The following is a 23084-nucleotide window of genomic DNA, read 5'->3' on the forward strand; positions in this document are numbered from 1 at the left end:
TTATTTTTCATTTTAGATGGTTTCTTGTAGAGAAGGGGATTGTCGTGTTGAAATCCTAATAATTAAAGGAGTATTATACTTATATGCAATATATTAAATGTTTGTTATACGTAATTATAAGGAAGTTCACACGAAGTACATATCGTTGTGCTATTTTTATTTCACCTTTGATTTATAAATAAGAAAATATTGACCATTTGAAAAAAAGGTATATTATTTATACGAGGTATTAAAAATTCACTTCTTACATTCTATGCTTTAAGGGGCAGTATTATTAGAAAAAATAGAAGTGAAAATAGTTTGTATAAGAAGTATTCTAAAATGTATAATCTGTGAATTGGGAAAATATTGAATGCTCCAGGTCAATATACTTTCTTGATTAAATGTATTTGGGAAAGTGACCTCAATATTTTCAAGTAAATCAACGGGAGAATTGAAAGGCAGGAGAAAGTAACATGTCAGAAAATTATCGTTCTCGAGAGGAGCGAAGACAAGTTCAAAAGAAAAAACAGCCAGCTTCTAAAAAAACAAAACCAAAAGGTAAAACATCGTTTTTTCGTAAATTTTTAATCAGTTGTTTACTACTTGGTATTGTAGGTTTAGTGGCAGGGGTTGCTACCTTTTTCGTAATGATTAAGGATGCACCAAAACTTGAGAAAGCAAAACTTGTTAATCCGTTATCCTCAAAAATTTATGATAAAGACGGGAATTTGGTATATGAATATGGGAAAGAAAAGCGGACGAATGTTACGTATGATCAAATCCCTAAATTGGTAGAAAATGCATTTTTAGCAACAGAAGATTCGCGTTTTTATGAGCATAGCGGAGTAGATTTTAAAGGTACTGCTCGTGCAGTTTTAGTTAGTCTTAAGGGAGATTACGGTTCACAAGGTGGAAGTACGATAACGCAGCAAGTTATTAAAAACTACTTCTTATCGATGGAAAAAACATCAAAACGTAAAGTTCAGGAAATATATTTAGCGTATAAGTTAGAACAACAGTATTCAAAACATGAAATTTTAGAGATGTATTTAAATAAAATTAATTTAGGTAATCGTTCATATGGAATCGCAACAGCAGCACAAAACTACTACGGTAAAGAATTGAAAGATTTAACATTACCAGAAGTTGCGATGCTAGCTGGCTTACCAAAAGCACCGAATAACTATGACCCAACGAAAAAAGAAAATGTTCAAAGGGCAACAGAAAGAAGAAATACTGTACTAGGATTAATGAATCGACATGGTTATATTACAAAGGCAGAAATGGAAGAAGCATCGAAAGTACCAGTGGATAAAAATATTAAGAGTGCAGCTGAACTACAAGCGATGCCACATACTGCATTTATGGATGCAGTTGTGAAAGAAGTAGAAAAAGAAATACCAGATGTTAATATTGGGTCTGACGGTTTAGAAATTTATACAACTTTGGATCCAAAAGCGCAAGATTTTGCTGATCAGCTTTTAAATGCAAATATTATTAATTATCCAAACGATAAGTTCCAAGGTGCTTTCACATTTATGGATACGAAAACTGGAGAAGTTCGCGCTATAGGTAGTGGGCGCGGTGAAAATAAAGCAGTATTTAAAGGACATAATATGGCGATTGAATTAGATCGTGCAGCTGGTTCAACGATGAAGCCAATCTTTGATTATGCACCGGCTATTGAATATTTAAAATGGGCTACGTATCATCAAATCGATGACTCTCCATTTAAGTATTCAACTGGCCAAGAAGTGAGAAATGCAGATAGAAGTCATTTAGGGCCAATCTCAATGCGTGAAGCACTAACAAAGTCACGTAATATCCCAGCTATTAAAACAGCTAAAGAGGTAGGTATTAGTAAATCGAAAGAGTTCTCTGAGAAATTAGGTATTACATTTAATGTAGCACCGACAGAATCAACAGCGATCGGTACAAATGAAGCGTCACCAACTGAAATTGCAGGTGCTTATGCGGCATTTGGGAATGACGGTAAGTATACGAAGCCGCATTTTGTTAAGAAAGTAGTTTATCCAGACGGCAAGTCACAAAGTTTTGGACAAAAACCAAAACCAGTTATGGCGGATTCTACAGCATATATGATTACTGATATGCTTCGTTCTGTAGTTACATCAGGTACTGGTACATCGGCAAATGTGGCCTCTTTAGATGTAGCTGGTAAAACAGGTACAACTAACTATTCTTCAAAACAACTAGCACAATATGGAATTCCAGAAAGTGCAACTCGTGATAGTTGGTTTGCAGGATATACACCGCAATATACGATGGCAGTATGGACTGGATATACGAAAGATGGTAAAGACGAGTATATTAGTAGTAAAAATACGAAAATTGCACAGTTGATCTTTAAAGAAATGATGAGAAAGATGGCTACAGATAAATCACGCTTTAAAATGCCAAGTAGTGTTATTCAAGAAGGTAGTGAATTGCGTATAAAAGGTGAAAAACGTGATTCATCTCCAAATACTAGCGTACCGGATACAACGGAACAACCAAAACAAGATCAACAGCAAAAAACTGAAGAAGAGAAAAATCAAGAGGAATTAAAGAAACAGGAAGAACTTAAGAAACAAGAAGAGCAAAAGAAACAAGATGAACTTAAGAAGCAAGAAGAGCAAAAGAAACAAGATGAACAGAATAAGCAAAATGAACAAAACAATGGAAATGGTCAAGGAACTCCAAATCCACCAACTAATGGAGGTGACCAAGGAACTCCAAATCCACCAACCACTGGAGGTGGCCAAGGAACTCCAAATCCACCAACCACTGGAGGGGGTCAGGGAACTCCAAATCCGCCAACCACTGGAGGTGGCCAAGGAACTCCAAATCCACCAACCACTGGAGGTGGCCAAGGAACTCCAAATCCACCAACCACTGGAGGTGGCCAAGAAACTCCAACCCCACCAACTACTGGCGGGAACACAGGAGAGGCTCCTTCCAATAATGGACAATAAATAATGCATTTTAAAAGCACCGAAGGTACCGGGAAAAACGGTTTCTTTGGTGCTTTTTGTATTATAAAGAGTAATATTATTTTTAAATATTAAAAGTACCATAGAAATTTTGAAAGTAAATTGATGGGAAATGATAAAAAATTTGAGTTGGCGGTATTGGATAACTAGGGCCATAAAAAGTAGTACTACTTGGGTGTGTACCATGATGCCAAAATGAAGGGGTGACTTGGTCAGTCGATTGATATTGTTGCCAAGCGGCAGGAAGTTCGATACCAACATCAGAACTAGCTGTATGAACGACAGGAACATGTATTGAGGGAGCTGATGGGACAACGGCGGTTATTCTTGGTGATACCCACATGAAAACGATCACTCCTAAGTTTAATAATAAAATAGTATATTCTTCTAAAACATATAAAGGTACATATATAGGTTTTTTGCTTAAAACATAGGCATAAAGTCGTAAGACCAACTTAAATTGATGGTAGACCATTTATTATGAAAAGATACGTCTATTAGCGGAGGGCAAGGGAACATGAAAAATATACAATTGATGTGTTGATTGTAATATTTTACGTGTTTATGGAGGGATTTTAATGGAACGATTATGGACGAAATCATTTATACAAATGACTATCGCGATGTTATTTTTATTTACGGGGTTTTATTTACTTGTTCCAACGCTCCCGCTCTTTATTAAAGAGATTGGTGGAAATGAATCGCAAGTTGGACTGATGATGGGAATGTTTACAATAGCGGCAGTTGTAATACGACCGATTATTGGAGGTATGTTAGATCAATATGGTAGAAGATCTTTTATTATTTTCGGACTCATATTTTTTGGGATAACGATGTATTCGTATAATTTAGCATCGACTATTGTCCTTTTAGCTGTTTTACGCGTTATTCACGGAGTGACGTGGGCTGTTTCTACAACAGCAGTTGGAACAGCGATAACTGATATTATTCCAGATTCACGTCGTGGTGAAGGGATGGGCTGGTATGGCATGGCGATGACAATCGCGATGGCAATTGGCCCGATGATTGGATTATGGGTTGTACAAAATTATTCATTTCATGGTCTATTCTTGTTAGCAACTCTTTTATCCTTTATGGCAGTCGTATTATCGTTAATAACGAAAATGCCATTCACGCCACAAAAAGAAAAAGGGAAAATTCAGCTGTTTGAAAAATCCGTTTTATCAATAACGGTTGTTGTTTTCTTTTTATCATTTGCATATGGAGGAATAACAACATTTTTACCGTTATTCGCGTCATCAATTGATGTGAATCCTGGGACATTCTTTCTTGTATATGCAATTGCTTTAACAATTGTACGACCTATTTCAGGAAAACTATTAGATAAGTATGGAGAAGTTTTTATCATACTTCCGGCACTATGTATTACTATTTTAGCGATAGTTGTACTAACGATTTCAAATGGTTTGATAGGTGTAATGATTGCAGCGGCATTATATGGTGTTGGATTCGGTTCAGCACAGCCCGCTTTACAAGCAGCGATGCTGACAATTGTTGATCCTAGTAAAAGAGGAGTTGCTAACGCTTCATTCTTTACCGCTTTTGATTTAGGTATTGGATTAGGTGCGATTTTACTTGGAGTTGTTTCACAAATGTTTGGTTACCGTATTTTATTCGCAGGTAGTGCAATTTCAGGATTAATAGCTTTAATTATATTTGTCATTTTTGTAAAACAACGATTAGGCAAAAAAGATTTTGCGTAAACAGGAAGAGCGAAGATGAAAATTTCAATTGAACATGATGCTCGACGATGCTTTAAGGAAGAATTGCGTATAAAGCATGATGAATCTATTTGATGTATTGTAAGGTACGGAGGAAATAGCTCAATTCAGCCCGGATATTCTTTAGGGATTGTTTCTGAGAAATCAGTTCGGGAAATAGTGTCAGTTGAGAAAGACGGTAGTTTATTTTTATAGATTTTGATGATCTTTCGTACTTTCAAAACTATGAATTAGTTGTAAGCTGTCGTAAAGAAACGGAAGAAATTTAATTTAATTATGTAAAATAATAATTTTATTAAAAATAAATAAATTTTATATAAGAATTATATTTATGGGAATATGAAATAAATATTATAAAAAACCGAGCTGTGTATGAGTGCAGCTCGGTTTTTTATGTTTGTTGAAGAAAAAGGGATTAAAGGTATATTTAGTGGGATTATATAGATAATTGTTATATTTCGTTTTAAAAAATTGTAAAAGGATGTCTGTCCTTTCTTTATAAAAGATGAAAGTTATTTTTGAAAAATTGTATTATTACATCGGTAAAAGTATAGGAAACTTATCATTATAAAATAAATTGAAATCTTCTAAAAACTCTGATACATTGAAATAGAAATGTAGTTTCATATTATTGTAAAGGCTTACAGTTATGTGCACGAAGATCTATTAGGATTGGAGGAAATAATGATGAAAGCTGAAGAAAAATTTTCCCCGGGATTAGATGGTGTAGTAGCAGCGGAAACGAAAATTTCGTTTCTTGACACAGTAAAAGGTGAAATTGTAATTCAAGGGTATGATTTAATCGAACTCTCAAAAACAAAAGAGTATTTAGACATTGTGCACCTTTTATTAGAAGAACGTTTACCGAATGAGGATGAGAAAGCAACAATTGAAAAGAAATTAAAAGAAGAATATGCAGTGCCAGAAGGTGTATTCAATGTTCTAAAGGCATTGCCTAAGGAAACGCATCCTATGGATGGGCTACGTACAGGTGTGTCTGCATTAGCTGGTTACGATAGTGATATCGAAAACCGCTCGTTAGAAGTGAATAAAAGTCGAGGATACAAGCTTTTAAGTAAAGTGCCAAATATTGTAGCGAATAGCTACCATATTTTAAATAATGAGGGACCAATTGAGCCTCTTCAAGAATTGTCATATAGTGCGAATTTCTTCTATATGTTAACTGGAAAGAAACCAACTGAACTTGAAGAGAAAATCTTTGATTGTTCCCTTGTTTTATATAGTGAACATGAAATGCCAAACTCTACATTTACAGCACGCGTTATTGCTTCAACGCAATCCGACTTATACGGCGCTTTAACAGGAGCAATTGCATCCTTAAAAGGAAGTCTTCATGGCGGTGCGAATGAAGCGGTTATGTACATGCTTTTAGAAGCTGGTAATGTTGAGAAATTTGAAGAGTTATTACAGAAGAAACTATATAACAAAGAAAAAATTATGGGCTTTGGACACCGTGTTTATATGAAAAAGATGGATCCAAGAGCACTTATGATGAAGGAAGCATTAAAGCAGTTATGTGATGTGAAAGGCGATTATACACTATATGAAATGTGTGAAGCTGGAGAAAAAATTATGGAGAAGGAAAAAGGAATTTATCCGAATCTTGATTATTATGCTGCTCCAGTATATTGGATGCTTGGTATTCCAATTCAACTTTACACACCAATCTTCTTTAGTTCTAGAACAGTAGGGCTATGTGCACACGTAATTGAGCAACATGCGAACAATCGTTTGTTCCGTCCACGTGTAAATTATATTGGCGAGCGACATGCATTTAGTAAATAAAAACAACTGGGGAGTTGTTAGCGCCGCCCGCCAGATGGGTGTTTGACCGACACCCATCATTAATAATAACGAATTTTCGACAGAAAGGGAAGAATAGCATGATTAAAACAAATGAAATTAAACAAAAAGATGCATTATTAGAAGAAATTACGGACTATGTATTAAATAAAGAGGTTACAAGTGCAGAGGCATTCAGTACGGCTCGCTACGTATTACTTGATACACTTGGATGTGGAATTTTAGCACTACAATACCCAGAGTGTACGAAATTATTAGGACCAGTTGTACCAGGAACAATCGTGCCAAATGGTACACGTGTACCAGGAACATCTTATGTGCTAGATCCAGTAAAAGGCGCATTTAATATCGGATGTATGATCCGTTGGTTAGACTATAACGATACTTGGCTTGCAGCAGAGTGGGGACATCCATCTGATAACTTAGGCGGAATTTTAGCAGTTGCAGATTATATTAGCCGCGTTCGTATTTCAGAAGGAAAAGAACCATTAAAAGTACGTGAAGTACTAGAAATGATGATTAAAGCACATGAAATTCAAGGTGTACTTGCTTTAGAAAACAGTTTAAACCGTGTTGGTCTTGATCACGTATTATACGTAAAAGTAGCGACGACTGCAGTAGTTGCAAAAATGCTTGGCGGAACGCGTGAGGAAATCTTTAATGCATTATCACATGCGTGGATTGATAATTCTAGTCTTCGTACATATCGTCATGCTCCAAATACAGGTTCACGTAAATCATGGGCAGCAGGTGATGCGACGAGTCGCGGTGTTCATCTTGCAATGACTGCATTAAAAGGTGAAATGGGTTACCCAACGGCATTATCTGCACCAGGATGGGGATTCCAAGATGTGTTATTTAACAAGCAAGAATTAAAATTAGCAAGACCGCTAGAATCTTATGTAATGGAAAATGTATTATTCAAAGTGTCATTCCCAGCAGAATTCCATGCACAAACAGCTGCAGAATGTGCAGTGAAATTACATCCGGAACTTAAAGAAAGATTAGATGAAATTGATCGTATTACAATTACAACTCATGAGTCAGCAATTCGTATTATCGATAAAGAAGGTCCATTAAATAACCCAGCTGATCGCGATCACTGCCTACAATACATTACGGCAATAGGTTTATTAAAAGGAGATATCGTTGCGGATGATTATGAGGATGTAGTAGCGAATGATCCACGTGTAGATGAATTACGTAATAAGATGGTTGTTGTTGAAAATAAACAGTACAGTTTAGATTACCTTGACCCGAACAAGCGCTCAATCGCCAATGCTGTTCAAGTTCATTTTAAAGATGGTACTGTAACAGAAAATGTGGAATGTGAATACCCACTTGGCCACCGTTTCCGTAGAGACGAAGCAATTCCAAAAGTTGTTCGAAAATTCACTGCAAATATGGCAGGTCATTATTCTAGTAAGCAACAAGAAAAAATCCATGAAGCTTGTCTAAATGAAGAAAAACTAGAAAATATGAATGTAAACGAATTTGTAGATCTATTCTTAATTTAATAATAGGGGGAATTTAGAATGGCTTGGGTTGTGAATAAACAGTCGACACAAGAGGAGCTTACGAATCGCTTCCGAGCTTTAGTAGAAGCAAATGAAATTTTGCAAATTCCGGGTGCTCATGATGCAATGGCGGCTCTTGTTGCGAAAAATACAGGTTTTTCAGCTCTATATTTATCGGGAGCTGCTTACACTGCAAGTAAAGGACTACCAGATTTAGGAATTGTGACGTCTACTGAAGTAGCAGAGAGAGCAAGGGATCTAGTTAGAGCTACAGATTTACCAGTTCTTGTTGATATTGATACAGGATTTGGTGGAGTACTAAACGTAGCGAGGACAGCTGTAGAAATGGTGGAAGCGAAAGTTGCGGCTGTTCAGATTGAAGATCAACAATTACCAAAGAAATGTGGACATTTAAATGGTAAGAAACTTGTTACTACAGAAGAATTAGTTCAAAAAATTAAAGCGATTAAAGAAGTTGCGCCAAGTTTATATATTGTAGCACGCACAGATGCTCGCGGCGTGGAAGGATTAGATGCAGCGATTGAAAGAGCGAATGCATATGTAAAAGCAGGGGCAGATGCAATATTCCCAGAAGCGCTTCAATCGGAAGAAGAATTCCGTTTATTTACTAGCAAAGTGAATGCACCTTTACTAGCAAATATGACTGAGTTCGGAAAAACACCATATTATAGTGCAGAGGAATTTGTGAATATGGGCTTCCAAATGGTAATTTATCCTGTAACTTCACTTCGTGTTGCTGCAAAAGCATATGAGAATGTGTTTACGCTAATTAAGGAAACAGGTTCTCAAAAAGATGCACTTTCTAATATGCAAACGAGAAGTGAATTATATGAAACAATTTCATATCATGACTTTGAAGAGTTAGATACTGGAATTGCAAAAACAGTATTATCTGAAGATCAATAGGTAGAAGGATTTAGGCGATGAAAATACATCTTTGGCAAAACGAACTGCTTGATGTGAAAAATCATCGCCTTCTGTTTTCAATAATAAGATATTCCACTCATCGTAGACGAGCATATGCAAAGATCAACGAAGGCCGAAATGATAGGGGGATTCAGATGGAGAAAACGAAGTTACCATGGGATGAATTTTTTTCACTCAATAAAGATGTGAACAATACTTTCTTTACACCTGAAGATTTTTCAGGGGATGAAGATTTAATTGCAAAAACGACAGAACAATTCGTTAAACAAGAAATTGTCCCGCAAATTGAGAACATTGAACAACATAACTATAAAGTTTCTCGTCAATTATTTGAGAAAGCTGGGGAACTTGGATTATTAGGCATTGAGGTACCAGAAGATTATGGCGGGTTCGAGTTAGGAAAGGCTGTCTCAGGTCTTGTAGCAGAAAAAATGGGTTACGCTGGTGCTTTTAGCGTCTCTTTTAATATACACGCAGGTGTTGGTACGTTGCCTTACATATATTACGGAACGAAAGAACAAAAAGAAAAGTATTTGCCGAAAATCGCATCAGGAGAATGGATTGGTGCTTATGCTTTAACTGAGCCAAATGCTGGTTCTGATGCATTAAGTGCAAAAACGAGTGCAGTATTGAATGAAGATGGTACTGCTTGGAAGTTGAATGGTGAGAAGCAGTGGATTACAAATGCTCATATGGCAGATGTATACGTTGTTTTTGCGAAGACAAATAAAGGAATGACAGCGTTTATTGTCGAAAGAACATGTGAAGGTGTATCAATAGGATTAGAAGAAAAGAAGATGGGGATTAAAGGTTCTTCAACGGCGACGCTTATTTTAGAAGATGTTGTCATCCCTGCTGAAAATATTTTAGGGGAAGTTGGGAAAGGGCATCACGTAGCTCTTAATATTCTTAACTTCGCTAGACTAAAACTTGCTTTTGGAAATATTGGAACAGCAAAACAAGCAATCGGTTTATCAGTTCAATATGGAAAAGAGCGAAAACAGTTCCAAACGGAATTAGTAGATTTTACGATGATTCAAGAGAAAATTGCCAATATGATTATTTCTACATATGGAGCAGAAAGTGCAGCTTACCGTACAGCGGGTGTAATTGATGAAGCAATTCATGAGAGTGATGAAGATCTTATGAAAAAAATGTCCCAATTTGCAATTGAATGTGCACTGAATAAAGTAAACGCTTCTGAAACACTTGCTTATATCGTAGATGAAGCTGTACAAATTCATGGTGGTTACGGTTATATGCAAGAATACGAAGTAGAACGATTATATCGTGATGCTAGGATTAGTCGTATTTTTGAAGGAACGAATGAAATTAATAGATTAACAGTTGCAAAAATGTTAATGAAGCAAATCGAGCAAATAGAAGATGCTGAAGTAGAAATTGATGTAGCAAATGTAGAAAGAAACCATCGTTACATTTTATTAGCGAAAAAATTGTTGAAACAATCTTTGAAAACGCTCTCTAAAACTCCAGGTTTAAAAATTGAGCAAGAGCAAGAATATTCACGCGTATTATCAAATATGTTGACGGACGTGTACGTCATGGAATCAGCATTTTTACGTACGAGGAAAGCAGTTAGTAAAAATGGTGAGGAAAAAGAGCGTACGAAGCAAATGATAACAGGTGTTATTTGTGAAGAAGGATATCGTAAAGTAGAAGAAGCTGCGATTTCCATTCTTTCAGCAGCTGTCACAGAAGAACAAAATAGACAAGAAATATTAGCTGAAATCCGTCAATTATTAGTGCCTTTATACTCAAACTTATTTACGAAAAAGAGAGATATTGCGAAAGTTATTATAAATCGCGGGAAATATATTGTGTAAATAGGAGGAAAGCGATATGAAAAAGATTGGTTTTATCGGTTTAGGTAACATGGGTCTTCCAATGTCTAAAAATTTAGTTAAATCTAGCTACACAGTATATGGAGTGGACTTGAATAAAGAGGCGGAAGCTTCCTTTGAAAAAGAAGGAGGAATTATCGGCCTATCAATCTCAAAACTAGCAGAGACATGCGATGTGATTTTTACAAGTTTGCCTTCACCTCGTGCTGTGGAAGCGGTATATTTTGGGGAAGAAGGATTATTTGAAAATAGCCACTCGAATGTAGCTTTAATTGATACAAGTACAGTATCTCCACAATTAAACAAACAATTAGAGGAATCGGCGAAGGAAAAGAAAGTAGACTTTTTAGCAGCACCTGTTAGCGGTGGGGTAATTGGTGCAGAAAACCGTACATTAACGTTTATGGTTGGTGGATCGAAAGAAGTATATGAGAAAACTGAATCTGTCATGGAAGTACTTGGAGCGAATGTTTTCCATGTTAGTGAGCAGATTGATAGTGGTACAACTGTTAAATTAATTAATAATCTATTAATTGGTTTTTATACAGCTGGTGTGAGTGAAGCTTTAACATTAGCGAAAAAGAACAATATGGATTTAGATAAAATGTTTGATATTTTAAATGTAAGTTACGGTCAAAGTAGAATTTATGAGCGTAATTATAAAAGTTTCATTGCATCAGAAAATTATGAGCCAGGCTTTACTGTAAATTTATTAAAGAAAGATTTAGGATTTGCGATAGAGTTAGCTAAAGAAAGTGAACTTCACTTACCAGTAAGTGAGATGCTATTAAACGTATATGAAGAAGCGAGTGAGGCAGGATATGGTGAAAACGATATGGCTGCTTTATATAAGAAAGTTAGCGAACAATTAATTTCTAATCAAAAATAGTGCACTTATAAAAACCATGATAAAAAAGGAGAGAATATAATGATTACAACTGAAATTAAACGAGTGAAAAATCATATAAATGGCGAATGGGTAGAATCTACTGGTACGGAAGTAGAAGCGGTTCCGAATCCGGCAACTGGAAAAATCATCGCTTACGTTCCACTTTCTCCAAAAGAAGATGTTGAAAAAGCTGTTGAAGCGGCAAAAGCGGCATACAAAACATGGTCTAAAGTGCCAGTTCCAAATCGTTCAAGACAACTATACAAATATCTACAACTGTTACAAGAAAATAAAGATGAGCTTGCAAAAATCATTACGCTAGAAAACGGTAAAACGCTAACGGATGCAACTGGTGAAGTACAGCGTGGTATTGAAGCGGTAGAACTTGCAACATCAGCACCAAATTTAATGATGGGACAAGCTCTTCCGAATATTGCTAGTGGAATTGATGGATCGATTTGGCGCTACCCAATCGGAGTTGTTGCTGGTATTACACCGTTTAACTTCCCGATGATGATTCCATTATGGATGTTCCCACTTGCAATTGCTTGCGGTAATACATTCGTATTAAAAACATCTGAAAGAACGCCACTTTTAGCTGAGCGACTTGTAGAGTTATTCTATGAAGCTGGTTTTCCAAAAGGGGTATTAAATTTAGTACAAGGCGGAAAAGATGTTGTAAATAGTATTTTAGAAAATAAAGATATTCAAGCAGTTTCGTTTGTTGGCTCTGAGCCAGTGGCACGCTACGTATATGAAACTGGTACAAAAAATGGTAAACGTGTACAAGCGTTAGCAGGTGCGAAAAACCATGCGATTGTAATGCCAGATTGCAATCTTGAAAAAACAGTACAAGGTGTAATTGGATCTGCGTTTGCAAGTAGTGGAGAGCGCTGCATGGCATGTTCAGTAGTAGCAGTAGTTGATGAAATTGCTGATGAATTCATTGATGTATTAGTAGCGGAAACGAAGAAGTTAAAAGTAGGTGACGGTTTCAACGAAGATAATTATGTTGGACCATTAATCCGTGAATCTCATAAAGAACGTGTTTTAGGCTATATTAATAGTGGTGTAACAGATGGAGCAACTTTACTAGTAGATGGCCGTAAAATCAATGAAGAAGTTGGAGAAGGTTACTTTGTTGGTGCAACAATCTTTGATGGTGTAAATCAAGAAATGAAAATTTGGCAAGATGAAATTTTCGCTCCAGTATTAAGTATTGTAAGAGTAAAAGATTTAGAAGAAGGTATTAAGCTGACAAATCAATCGAAATTTGCGAATGGTGCTGTTATTTATACATCAAATGGAAAACATGCACAAACATTCCGAGACAATATTGATGCTGGTATGATTGGTGTAAACGTTAATGTTCCAGCACCAATGGCATTCTTCGCATTTGCAGGAAACAAAGCTTCATTCTTTGGAGATCTTGGTACAAATGGTACGGATGGCGTTCAATTTTATACACGTAAAAAAGTTGTAACTGAGCGCTGGTTTTAATAAAGTGAAATGATAATGAGTGGGGTGCATTCCCACTCATTATAAAAATAATACAAACGAAAATACACTACTCATAATGGAGTAGTGTATTTTCGTTTGTATTGTGTTAACTATTTCTTTCAAAGGCTAATTTAATACCAAACCCAATTAAGACGATTCCTGTAATCCCTTGAATATAACGCTGTGTCTTCGGTTTTTTCATAAAAGCACTAATTTTATCAATTAAAAATATATAAAAAGCAAACCAAATGACGGTTAAAATGAGATAAGTAAGTCCCATAACGAGAAGTTGTATAAATGTATTATGATTTGGATTTAAAAACTGTGGTAAAAAAGTTAAAAAGAAGACTGCAATCTTAGGGTTTAGTAAGTTTGTAAGAAACCCTTGGCGAAAGCAAGAAGTATGTTTATTGTCATTATTTATTGGAACGTCATTTGTATTTAAGTCTTCTGTGTTTCTTACTGCTAAAAGGGCTTTAATACCAATATAGACTAAATATACAGCACCAACATATTTAAAAATAGAAAATAAAAGAGCAGACTTTACAATAAGTGCTGAAAGACCAATTACAGCAGCTAAAGTGTGAATTAAAAGCGCAACACAAGTACCAAAAACAGTTTTTACGCCGCCGATTTTGCCGGCAATCAATGTGTTTTTCGTAGCCATTGCTGTATCAGGACCGGGTAGAATAATAAGACATATAGACATAATAATAAACAGAAAAAAATTTTCCATAATGTTATCCGCCTTCCTTTGTTGTTTTTAGAAAATTCGATTAACGTTAGTTTAACATACATTTTAGTTAAATAAAATTAAATTATATTTAAAATTATTTAACTAAAAAGAAGAGGCCATATAGAGTAGCTGAGAGTGTGCTACAATATATGGCCTCTTTGTTTAAGCGTTAAGTAAGTTAAAGAATCGATTTACATTTTCTTCTGAAACATCACTTAATTGTTTATATTTATAATTTGGATTTTGGTCTTTATCAACTACAACGGAGCGTACTCCTTCAAAGAAATCTTCATGTCGCATGAAGTTTTTAGCGAGTATAAGATCTGTCGCGAAACATTCTTCAACTGACTTTTCTTGGCCATCAATAAACTGTTTTAATGTTACCTTTAATGAAACAGGGGATTTGGATAATAGCTTTTCTTTCGTTGTTTGGGCAAATGGACTTTGATCTTTCTCTAACGATTGAATGATTCCCTCAATTGTATCGAATGCAAAATGCGAATTAATTTCTTCTACTGAAGAAGAAAGATTGCCATCTAAGTTTGGAGCAGTTGCAAATGTACGAATAACTTCTTTTAAATGAGTATGTACATCTTCTTTTTTCCAATTTACATTTTCAAGTGCGGTAAGGAAATTTGGTAATGAATCTGATGTCATAAAGTAATCAGCAGCGTTAATATATAATACATCAGGAGCTTTTAAAATAGATGCCGTTAAAGCAACATATCGACCAGTATATCCAGGCGCTTTATTTAAGAAATAAGCAGCACCGACATCAGGGAAGAAACCGATGTTCATTTCAGGCATTGCCCACTTCGTACGCTCTGTTACAATTCGATACGTCGCTCCATTTGTCAGACCGACACCACCGCCCATTACAATTCCATCTAAACAAGCGATAATTGGTTTTTTGTATTGATAAATAAATGTATCAATTTCATATTCTTCTTCAAAAAACTGCTCTGCATGTTGTAATGCAACTTCGTTAGAACGTGCTTCGTATAGCGTTTTAATATCACCACCTGCACAAAAACCTTTCGTCCCAGCTCCTTTTAAAACGATGAGTTCAATACGCTCATCTTGCTCCCATTCTTTAAGTTTTTGCCCAATTGGTTGTAACATGTCATAGGATAAAGAATTAAGTGCTTTTGGACGGTTTAAAGTAATAGATGCAACGCCGTTTTCGCTAACAGAAAATAAAACGTGTTCAGTCATTATAAATCCTCCCTTACTTATCTTTCTATTCTTATTTCTTGATACATGCTGAAATGTCCTCTATAATTTTTGTCTAAATTAGGTGCTTAGTGTTAGTATTTATCGCATATTTTGACGAGTTATATTTGCAGGATTTCAGAGAATGAAGAGGAATATTACAACATTACTGTAAGTGCTATTATTTGAAAATGTCGTGTTGAAGGCGCTATTATATGTATAACTTATATTGAGTTAGTATACGTGGCGTAAATTAAAGAGTGGATGTAGAAAAAGTTAAAAGGCTGAATTATCTAACTTTTAAAGAGCGCGGGGTTTGTATATAATTAGAAATAGAGAAAGGAGAGATCGGAATGCCAGGACCTTTACTATTGTCGGTTATTATTTTGTCATCTCTTATGGTAGGAATTACACAGTATTTTCATCATACAGATACGACAGAAGAAGTGAAGGCTAAGGTACGTCTCGTGTTTCCGATTTTTATAATATCTATTTCCATATGCTTTTTATTAAATAAAGATGGGTATGTTGTGGCCGTATTTGCGTTTTTTGTAGCGATTGTATTAATAACTGTATTGTACTACGTTATGAAAGAGTACTTACAAAAATAAGGATGCCTGAAAGGGCATTTTTATTTTTGTAGATTAATAATTTCACATACCGTATTTCATATAAAAAAACATAAAATATTTATAATTAAAAAAGTATGTACATCGCGGTGTATTTACTTGTCAATCTTGCATGACCACTATACTATTAAAATGTAGAGATTAGAAAAAAGGGGTTGTATCTAGCATGAAATTTGAGATGCATACAAAAATTATTTCAAATGAAAAAGAAGTAAGATTACATATAGAAGATAATTTATTTCAATTAATTTTAGATGGTTATCATCTATTTACTATTCAAGAAATATTGCCTTTATATAAATCAAACGAAGAAAGAATCGGTAGTGCAATTGTCCAAAAGTTAGAATGGGAGAACGGAAAAACTACACTAAACTATCAGCTTGTTTCACTACAATCAGTAAACTAAAAGGAGAAGGGTAATATGAAGTTTTTTCATACAGCGGATTGGCATTTAGGTAAGCTTGTTCATGGTGTATATATGACTGAAGATCAAAAAATTGTGTTAGATCAGTTTGTACAAGCTGTTGAAGAGGAAAAACCGGATGCTGTAATTATTGCAGGAGATTTATATGACCGAGCAATTCCACCTACAGAAGCAGTAGACTTATTAAATGATGTATTACAAAAGATAGTTATTGATTTACAAACACCAATAATCGCAGTTGCAGGAAACCACGATAGTCCGGACCGCATACATTTTGGTAGTAATTTAATGAAAAAACAAGGATTACATATTGTTGGACAATTCCAGTTTCCATACAATCCTGTTGTTTTAAATGATGAATACGGAGAGGTTCATTTCCATCTCGTTCCGTATGCAGATCCAAGTATTGTTAGACATGTATTGAAAAATGAAGATGTTCGTTCTCATGATGATGCGATGCGTATTTTTATGAACGAACTCTCTGAAACGATGGATAAAGAAGCGAGACACATATTTGTAGGACATGCATTTGTAACTTCTTCAGGAGAGGCAGAGGAAAATACGAGTGATGCGGAACGACCACTTTCAATTGGTGGTGCTGAATATGTAAATAGCCATTATTTTGATAAGTTTCATTACACGGCGCTTGGCCATTTACATCAAGCGCATTTTGTACGTAATGAGACAATTCGTTATTCAGGTTCACCACTTGCATATTCTATTTCTGAAGAAAAGCATAAAAAAGGATATTATATTGTGGAACTGGATGAAAAAGGTGAAACAACAATTGAAAAACGTTTACTTACACCACGTCGTAAAATGCGTACAGTAGAAGCGAAAATAGACGATTTATTGCTTCATCCAGTGAGTGAAGATTATGTATTTGTGAAATTATTAGATGAAAATCCTGTCTTGCAGCCAATGGAAAAAATACGTTCTGTATACCCAAATGCAATGCATGTTGAAAGATCTATTCAAAGACGAGAGTTCACAGATGAAAATGAAGTAACTGTTTCAAGACATAAAACGGATGATTTATCTCTTTTAAAAGCATTTTATAAAGAAATGAAAGGGCTAGATTTATCAGAAGAGAAAGAACGTCTATTTTTAGATGTTTTGCAAACAGTGCAAGAACGGGAAGGTGAGCGAGGATGAGACCGATTCAGCTTATAATGACCGCGTTTGGTCCATATAAACAGAAAGAAGTAATCGATTTTAAAGATCTTGGTGAGCATCGTATTTTCGCTATTTCTGGAAATACAGGAGCTGGAAAGACAACGATTTTTGATGCGATTTGTTATGTATTATATGGAGAGGCTAGTGGAGAAGAGCGCAGTGATACAAACATGCTTCGTAGCCAATTTGCTGATGATGATGTTTATACAAGTGTGGAATTAACTTTTCAATTAAAAGGAAAAAGTTATGAAATTAAACGACAACTGGGCCATAAAAAACAAGGAAATAAAACAATTACAGGACATGCAGTCGAATTATATGAAGTAATTGATGAGGAAAAAGTTCCATGTGTCGATCGTTTTCATGTAACGGATGTAAATAAAAAAGTTGAAGATTTAATTGGATTAAGTAAACATCAATTTAGCCAAATTGTCATGTTACCGCAAGGAGAGTTCCGAAAATTATTAACATCTGAAACGGAAAATAAAGAAGAAATACTACGCCGCATTTTTAAAACAGATCGTTATAAATTAATGCGTGAGATATTAGATCAAAAGCGTAAACAATGGAAAGACGTCTTACAAGAAAAACAAAAAGAACGTGAGCTATATTTCCGTAATGTATTTAAATTACCAATACGTGATGGAGCATTATTAGAGACATTAGTGGAGCAAGAGCATGTAAATACACATCAAGTAGTAGAGGCATTAGAACAAGAAACAGTTTGGTACAATGCAGAGGTTGAGCAATTACACTTAGAACAAAATGACAAAACGAAACAATTAAAAGAAGCAGAGGCACGTTTTCATGCAGCAAAAGCTGTAAATGAGAAATTCAAAGATTTAGAACAAAAGAATGAGAAGTACAGTATTTTACAAGAAAACCGTGCCGTAATCGAAATGAAAGAAAAATCTTTTAAACATGCGGAACAGGCGAAGCGATTATTACCATTTGAGCAATGGTATGAGGAAGCGATACAATATGAACAGCAGTCTGAAAGTTTGTTAAAACAGATAATCGCAAAAAAAGAGCATATAATGAACAGTTTTGCACTTGCTCAGGAGAAATATGAAGCATTAAAGAATAAGGCATCCGAGCGAGAAAATGCTAAAAAACAAGTTCAAAGACTAGAAGAGTTACAGCCAATTATTGCATCATTAGCTGAGAAAAAGTTAAATTTGCAAAATGCTGAAATTCAAATAGGAAAATTAAAAGAAGGTATGCAAAAGTTAGATGAACAACTAGAAGCGCATAAAAATGAAAAACAAAGAATGTCTGGCGAATTACAGCAATTAGAAGCAGCGCTTGAACAATATGTAGCTAAAGTAGAAGAACTAACGAATATGCGAGAAGATGCAAAAGTATTAAAGCAGGCATATGATGTATGGCAAGAAAAACAAAAATACGAGCTAGAAAAAGAAAGTGCGTTTCATAAGATGCAACAGGCAGTTAGTACATATGAAAATATGGAACGCCGCTGGTTAAGTGAACAAGCTGGTATATTAGCTCTTCATTTACATGATGGTGAATCTTGTCCAGTATGTGGTAGTATGGACCACCCGAAAAAAGCTACAGAGCAAAGCAATGCAATTGATGAAAAAGAGTTAAATGAGTTAAGAGAAAAGAAAAATATTGCGGAAAAATTACATGTTCAATTAGAAGAAAAGTGGAATTTCTATCGAGTTCAATATGAACAAGTGATAGAAGAAGTGCTAAAGCGAGGCTATCGCTCAGAAGAATTAGTAGAAACATATAGTGCGCTCGTTCAAAAAGGAAAGCAATTAGCAGCAGAAGTTAATGCGTTAAAAGCAAGTGAAGAAACGCGTAAGCAAATTGCTGTGAATATAAAAAGTGTAGAAGAAAAAGTAGAAGAACTCCAGAAACAAAAGCGTGAAGTAGAAACTGTGCAGCACCATACTGAAATGGAGTGTATGCAGCTTCGTACGTCATATGAACATGATAAGCAAAATATTCCGGAAAGCTTGCAAACGGTACAAGCTTGGAAAGTACAGTTTGACCAAGCTCTGCAAGAACTTAAGTTAATGGAAGATGAATGGGAGAAAGTACAAGAGGCGTATCAACATTGGCAAAATGAAAATATACGTATTAAAGCAGAACATGATAATGCTTCTAATCAATTTAATAGTGCCAAAGAGAAGAAAGAAGAGACGTTCACACGCTTTATGAAAGAGCTAGAACAAAGCGGATTTACAGATCAATTAACATATAAAGAATCCAAATTAAATGATGCTGAGATGGATAAGTTACAACAAGAAATCCAAAGTTATTACTCATCTCTAGAAGTACTTACAAAACAAATTGAAGAATTAAAAGCAGACTTAAAAGATAAAGAGTATATGGACATTTCTTCATTAGATGAGCAAGTGAAAGAATTGGAAATTAGCCTTGATATTATTAAAGAAAAACGACAACGTGCTCAAAACGCCGTATCATATATTACGGATTTACATGAAAATATTAAACGAATTGATGAACAAATTCATGAGGAAGAAAAAGCATTCCAAGAACTTGTTGATTTATATGAAGTAATGAAAGGGGATAACGATAGTCGTATATCCTTTGAACGTTACATCTTAATTGAGTATTTAGAACAAATTGTTCAAATTGCGAACGAACGACTACGTAAATTATCAAATGGACAATTTTATTTAAAACGAAGCGAACGAGTTGAAAAGAGGAATCGACAAAGTGGATTAGGATTAGATGTATATGATGCATATACAGGTCAAACCCGAGATGTAAAAACATTATCTGGCGGTGAGAAATTTAACGCATCACTTTGCTTAGCACTTGGAATGGCAGATGTAATTCAAGCGTATGAGGGTGGTATTTCCATCGAAACGATGTTTATCGATGAAGGATTCGGCTCATTAGATGAAGAGTCATTAACGAAAGCAGTTGACGCCCTAATCGACTTGCAAAAATCAGGTCGCTTTATCGGCGTAATTTCACACGTTCAAGAACTGAAAAACGCAATGCCAGCTGTATTAGAAGTAACGAAGCAGAAGGATGGATGTAGTCAGACGAGGTTTGTTGTGAAATAAGCTTGTCAAATTGAAAGTATCTATCATTACTTTGAACATTGTACCAAATCGGTACAATGTTTTTATATAAAGCCGTCTCCATAGTAGAGGCGGCATTTGTATTATATAAAGGAATGAACGATGGAATTATGAATCATTTGAAGAAGGTGGCGTATTTGCCAAACGATTATAACTTTTAAAGGCTGAAATTGCAGATATAACACCACCTGTTAAAAATAAAGCTGAACCACCAAGTAAAATAATACGACTGACATATGTTTCACGAGCTTCTTCAACTTGTTCTTGTGACGGTGTTGGCATATAAATTCCCCCTCAATAAGAATGTGTTTTGCAATAGTATATACAAATGCCTAACATGTGTTAAAAATGAAGAAGTTGTCTGTATAAGCATCTAAGTGAATTTAATGTTTAGCCAGTGTTAGTATTAAGTTCAACGTTTCTGCATAACTTCTGCACAAGTTTCAGTAGTTTATATGTCATGATATATCCGTAAAGTTAAATATTTAATAATAATGAATGAAACATTCGTTCATTATTAAGTGTGAGTTTCTTACGCACTCCCAAAAACAAGTGTCTTTATTGTTATTCTTTTGCATCAAAGCCCTCATCACACTACAAGGTATAACAAGAAGGGGATACGAACATGAATAATCGAATTTTAAAACACTTACAAAACATGAAAATGAATAAGAAAAGTTTAGGAGCCGTAGCATTAACGGCTGGAATCATAGGCACGACTCTCATTCCTCAAAATGCATATGCGCACGGTTTTGTTGAAAAACCTGGAAGTCGTTCTGCTTTATGTAGCCCAACTTATGGCGTACTGAACATGAACTGCGGAAGTGTTATGTATGAACCACAAAGTTTAGAAGCTCCAAAAGGATTTCCACAAGGTGGCCCAGTTGATGGACAAATAGCTTCCGCAGGTGGTAATTTTGGTGGTATTCTAGATCAACAAACAGCAGATCGTTGGTTTAAAAATACGATAACTGGTGGAGAGAATACGTTTACATGGAAATATACAGCTCCTCACTTAACTAGCCAATGGCATTACTACATTACGAAAAAGAATTGGAATCCAAATAAACCGCTAACAAGAGCTGACTTTGAGCCAATTGGAACTGTACAACATGATGGTTCTGCAGCTTCAAACAATTTAAATCACAAAATTAACGTACCTACTGATCGTAGTGGATACCATGTTATTTTAGCGGTATGGGATGTAGCTGATACAGCAAATGCATTCTATAATGTAATTGATGTAAATCTAGTCAATAATGAAAAACCAGACACAGAAGCACCAAGTAATCCAAATGGGCTTGAGGCAACAAAAGTTACAGCAAATAGTGTAGAACTAGCATGGAACGCTTCTACGGATAATGTAGGGGTAAAAGGTTATCAGGTCCTACGCAATGGAGAGATTATTGACACAGTACCAGGCACTCATTTTATTGATAAACAATTACAACCAAGTACTGAATACTCTTATACTGTAAAAGCGATTGACGCAGCTGGAAATGTATCGAAGGTAAGTACGGCAGTTAAAGTGAAAATATCAGTAGCGACTCTTGATACAGAAGCACCTACACAGCCAAAAGGATTACACAGCATGGGAACGACAGCATCAAGCGTTGATCTGATGTGGAGTCCGTCTGACGATAATGACGGTGTAGACCATTACGATATCTACAGAGAAATATCAGGCGTAATGAAAAAAATTGGAATATCCAACACTACTTCTCATATGGACAAAAATTTGCTTGCTAATACTACATATAAATATACGGTGAAAGCTGTTGATGTGGCTGGAAATAAATCAGCACAAAGCGATGTATTCACAGTTACTACAAAAACTGAAAGCGCTTCATACGAAGCGTGGGATTCAAAGAAGGCATATAAAAAGGGAGATAGAGTCGTACACGAAGGGAAGGTGTATGAAGCTGTCCAAAATTATCAAGGAAATGGGGATCCAAACTGGATTTATGCTTTATCATTATGGAAAACAGTGTAAGCTTTTACTGGTTTTGAACTAAGGAATGACTGACGGGCTTTGATGCAATAAGGTAATAATGAGAGTTCACTTTAAAGTTGAAACAAAAAAGACGACATATAAAATGTCGTCTTTTTTGTACGGATTTATTTTTTCTCCTGGTTTTCTACCTTTTCCGTTTTAGAAGCAAATCCACTTTTAAACCCATCAATAAAATTACAACCACTTAATGAATATACAAATATACATATAAGACCAACTAAAATACCCTTTTTGTAATTCACTTTACAACAGCCTCCTAATTATCAATTCGTAAACTAAATATCACTATATTTAAATGCTTGATATACATTGGAATTACCGTGAAAATGAATAGTTAAATTATATAGTTGTAGGACATGACGTCATCTTATGAATATTTTTATACAGTAGATATATTTATTACTCATATAGTATTACTTCGTAAAGCAATTGTATTACAAAGAGTTATCTCTATACCTCTCCACCATACCACTAGACTGTAAAAATACATAATGTGTGTACCTTTTTGGATAGGTAAAGATATGTAAAAATATGAGGGTGAGAGTGAATGTGA

At 35.2% G+C, this 23084-nt stretch carries 18 protein-coding genes and 1 pseudogene; 14 read left to right on the forward strand and 5 right to left on the reverse strand.

The features are described from left to right. Positions 1-455: 455 nt before the first annotated feature. Complete coding sequence (locus tag SB773_RS12675) at positions 456-2957, forward strand: PBP1A family penicillin-binding protein (protein ID WP_410590205.1); 2502 nt, start codon at positions 456-458, stop codon at positions 2955-2957. An 82-nt stretch (positions 2958-3039) separates the two neighbouring features. On the opposite strand, the gene SB773_RS12680 is transcribed toward SB773_RS12675, so the two are convergent. Further along, entirely contained in the window at positions 3040-3318 is a 279-nt protein-coding gene (locus SB773_RS12680) for a hypothetical protein (protein WP_002085760.1), read from the reverse strand. A 235-nt stretch (positions 3319-3553) separates the two neighbouring features. On the opposite strand from SB773_RS12680, the gene SB773_RS12685 reads away from it, so the two are divergent. The 8 genes and pseudogenes from SB773_RS12685 to SB773_RS12720 all read left to right on the forward strand — a co-directional run bounded on the left by SB773_RS12685 (position 3554) and on the right by SB773_RS12720 (position 13257). Further along, a complete protein-coding gene (locus SB773_RS12685) occupies positions 3554-4699 on the forward strand; it encodes an MFS transporter (protein WP_016094095.1) in 1146 nt (381 codons plus the stop codon). Positions 4700-4714: 15 nt separating this feature from the next. Continuing rightward, positions 4715-4986: pseudogene (locus SB773_RS12690) on the forward strand (HesB/YadR/YfhF family protein). Positions 4987-5401: 415 nt separating this feature from the next. After that, positions 5402-6523: a citrate synthase gene (gene mmgD, locus SB773_RS12695; RefSeq protein ID WP_410590208.1), complete on the forward strand. Its 1122-nt coding sequence runs from the start codon at positions 5402-5404 to the stop codon at positions 6521-6523. Between the two features lie 98 nt (positions 6524-6621). After that, positions 6622-8058 carry a 2-methylcitrate dehydratase gene (prpD, locus tag SB773_RS12700; protein WP_002085755.1) on the forward strand — a complete coding sequence of 479 codons (1437 nt, stop codon included), beginning with the start codon at positions 6622-6624 and terminating at the stop codon, positions 8056-8058. Between the two features lie 18 nt (positions 8059-8076). Next, on the forward strand, positions 8077-8985 hold the full coding sequence (gene prpB, locus SB773_RS12705) for a methylisocitrate lyase (RefSeq protein ID WP_410590211.1): 909 nt from the start codon (positions 8077-8079) through the stop codon (positions 8983-8985). A 155-nt stretch (positions 8986-9140) separates the two neighbouring features. Next, a complete protein-coding gene (locus tag SB773_RS12710; RefSeq protein WP_044439787.1) occupies positions 9141-10850 on the forward strand; it encodes an acyl-CoA dehydrogenase family protein in 1710 nt (569 codons plus the stop codon). Between the two features lie 16 nt (positions 10851-10866). Further along, positions 10867-11757 carry an NAD(P)-dependent oxidoreductase gene (locus SB773_RS12715; protein ID WP_002012741.1) on the forward strand — a complete coding sequence of 297 codons (891 nt, stop codon included), beginning with the start codon at positions 10867-10869 and terminating at the stop codon, positions 11755-11757. Between the two features lie 39 nt (positions 11758-11796). Then, positions 11797-13257 carry a CoA-acylating methylmalonate-semialdehyde dehydrogenase gene (locus SB773_RS12720; RefSeq protein ID WP_098634974.1) on the forward strand — a complete coding sequence of 487 codons (1461 nt, stop codon included), beginning with the start codon at positions 11797-11799 and terminating at the stop codon, positions 13255-13257. Positions 13258-13363: 106 nt separating this feature from the next. Here SB773_RS12720 and SB773_RS12725 read toward each other — a convergent pair whose 3' ends face one another. Together SB773_RS12725 and SB773_RS12730 are read right to left on the reverse strand one after the other, a co-directional pair. Further along, positions 13364-13996: a LysE family translocator gene (locus SB773_RS12725; RefSeq protein ID WP_085960726.1), complete on the reverse strand. Its 633-nt coding sequence runs from the start codon at positions 13994-13996 to the stop codon at positions 13364-13366. A 159-nt stretch (positions 13997-14155) separates the two neighbouring features. Beyond that, positions 14156-15208: an enoyl-CoA hydratase/isomerase family protein gene (locus tag SB773_RS12730; protein ID WP_410590214.1), complete on the reverse strand. Its 1053-nt coding sequence runs from the start codon at positions 15206-15208 to the stop codon at positions 14156-14158. A 350-nt stretch (positions 15209-15558) separates the two neighbouring features. On the opposite strand from SB773_RS12730, the gene SB773_RS12735 reads away from it, so the two are divergent. The 4 genes from SB773_RS12735 (at position 15559) to SB773_RS12750 (ending at position 20499) form a co-directional block, all read left to right on the forward strand. Next, the gene (locus tag SB773_RS12735; RefSeq protein ID WP_002012747.1) at positions 15559-15816 is read left to right on the forward strand and encodes a hypothetical protein; all 258 of its coding nucleotides are present in this window, start codon (positions 15559-15561) and stop codon (positions 15814-15816) included. 184 nt (positions 15817-16000) lie between these two features. Beyond that, positions 16001-16240 (forward strand): DUF2584 family protein, encoded by a 240-nt coding sequence (locus SB773_RS12740; RefSeq protein WP_002085739.1) that lies wholly within the window; start codon positions 16001-16003, stop codon positions 16238-16240. Positions 16241-16255: 15 nt separating this feature from the next. After that, the gene (locus tag SB773_RS12745) at positions 16256-17413 is read left to right on the forward strand and encodes an exonuclease SbcCD subunit D (RefSeq protein WP_410590217.1); all 1158 of its coding nucleotides are present in this window, start codon (positions 16256-16258) and stop codon (positions 17411-17413) included. Next, the gene (locus SB773_RS12750; protein ID WP_410590219.1) at positions 17410-20499 is read left to right on the forward strand and encodes an AAA family ATPase; all 3090 of its coding nucleotides are present in this window, start codon (positions 17410-17412) and stop codon (positions 20497-20499) included. The genes SB773_RS12745 and SB773_RS12750 overlap by 4 nt, the downstream gene beginning before the upstream one ends. A gap of 126 nt (positions 20500-20625) precedes the next feature. On the opposite strand, the gene SB773_RS12755 is transcribed toward SB773_RS12750, so the two are convergent. Next, a complete protein-coding gene (locus SB773_RS12755; RefSeq protein ID WP_193665821.1) occupies positions 20626-20799 on the reverse strand; it encodes a hypothetical protein in 174 nt (57 codons plus the stop codon). 343 nt (positions 20800-21142) lie between these two features. Here SB773_RS12755 and SB773_RS12760 point away from each other — a divergent pair, with 343 nt between their 5' ends. Then, on the forward strand, positions 21143-22510 hold the full coding sequence (locus tag SB773_RS12760) for a lytic polysaccharide monooxygenase (protein ID WP_410590221.1): 1368 nt from the start codon (positions 21143-21145) through the stop codon (positions 22508-22510). Positions 22511-22635: 125 nt separating this feature from the next. Here SB773_RS12760 and SB773_RS12765 read toward each other — a convergent pair whose 3' ends face one another. Further along, entirely contained in the window at positions 22636-22773 is a 138-nt protein-coding gene (locus SB773_RS12765) for a hypothetical protein (RefSeq protein WP_410590223.1), read from the reverse strand. Between the last annotated feature and the right edge of the window lie 311 nt (positions 22774-23084).

Origin of the sequence: Bacillus sp. SIMBA_074, assembly GCF_046534555.1 — a bacterium.
Lineage (GTDB): Bacteria > Bacillota > Bacilli > Bacillales > Bacillaceae_G > Bacillus_A > Bacillus_A mycoides.

Bases quoted from the DNA above. Each gene is read 5' to 3' on its own strand.
- SB773_RS12675 (WP_410590205.1), top strand. From the start codon at position 456: ATGTCAGAAAATTATCGTTCTCGAGAGGAGCGAAGACAAGTTCAAAAG.
- SB773_RS12680 (WP_002085760.1), bottom strand. From the start codon at position 3,318: ATGTGGGTATCACCAAGAATAACCGCCGTTGTCCCATCAGCTCCCTCA.
- SB773_RS12750 (WP_410590219.1), top strand. From the start codon at position 17,410: ATGAGACCGATTCAGCTTATAATGACCGCGTTTGGTCCATATAAACAG.
- prpB (WP_410590211.1), top strand. From the start codon at position 8,077: ATGGCTTGGGTTGTGAATAAACAGTCGACACAAGAGGAGCTTACGAAT.
- SB773_RS12730 (WP_410590214.1), bottom strand. From the start codon at position 15,208: ATGACTGAACACGTTTTATTTTCTGTTAGCGAAAACGGCGTTGCATCT.
- SB773_RS12685 (WP_016094095.1), top strand. From the start codon at position 3,554: ATGGAACGATTATGGACGAAATCATTTATACAAATGACTATCGCGATG.
- prpD (WP_002085755.1), top strand. From the start codon at position 6,622: ATGATTAAAACAAATGAAATTAAACAAAAAGATGCATTATTAGAAGAA.
- SB773_RS12720 (WP_098634974.1), top strand. From the start codon at position 11,797: ATGATTACAACTGAAATTAAACGAGTGAAAAATCATATAAATGGCGAA.
- SB773_RS12715 (WP_002012741.1), top strand. From the start codon at position 10,867: ATGAAAAAGATTGGTTTTATCGGTTTAGGTAACATGGGTCTTCCAATG.
- SB773_RS12735 (WP_002012747.1), top strand. From the start codon at position 15,559: ATGCCAGGACCTTTACTATTGTCGGTTATTATTTTGTCATCTCTTATG.
- SB773_RS12755 (WP_193665821.1), bottom strand. From the start codon at position 20,799: ATGCCAACACCGTCACAAGAACAAGTTGAAGAAGCTCGTGAAACATAT.
- SB773_RS12710 (WP_044439787.1), top strand. From the start codon at position 9,141: ATGGAGAAAACGAAGTTACCATGGGATGAATTTTTTTCACTCAATAAA.
- SB773_RS12745 (WP_410590217.1), top strand. From the start codon at position 16,256: ATGAAGTTTTTTCATACAGCGGATTGGCATTTAGGTAAGCTTGTTCAT.
- mmgD (WP_410590208.1), top strand. From the start codon at position 5,402: ATGATGAAAGCTGAAGAAAAATTTTCCCCGGGATTAGATGGTGTAGTA.
- SB773_RS12760 (WP_410590221.1), top strand. From the start codon at position 21,143: ATGAATAATCGAATTTTAAAACACTTACAAAACATGAAAATGAATAAG.
- SB773_RS12740 (WP_002085739.1), top strand. From the start codon at position 16,001: ATGAAATTTGAGATGCATACAAAAATTATTTCAAATGAAAAAGAAGTA.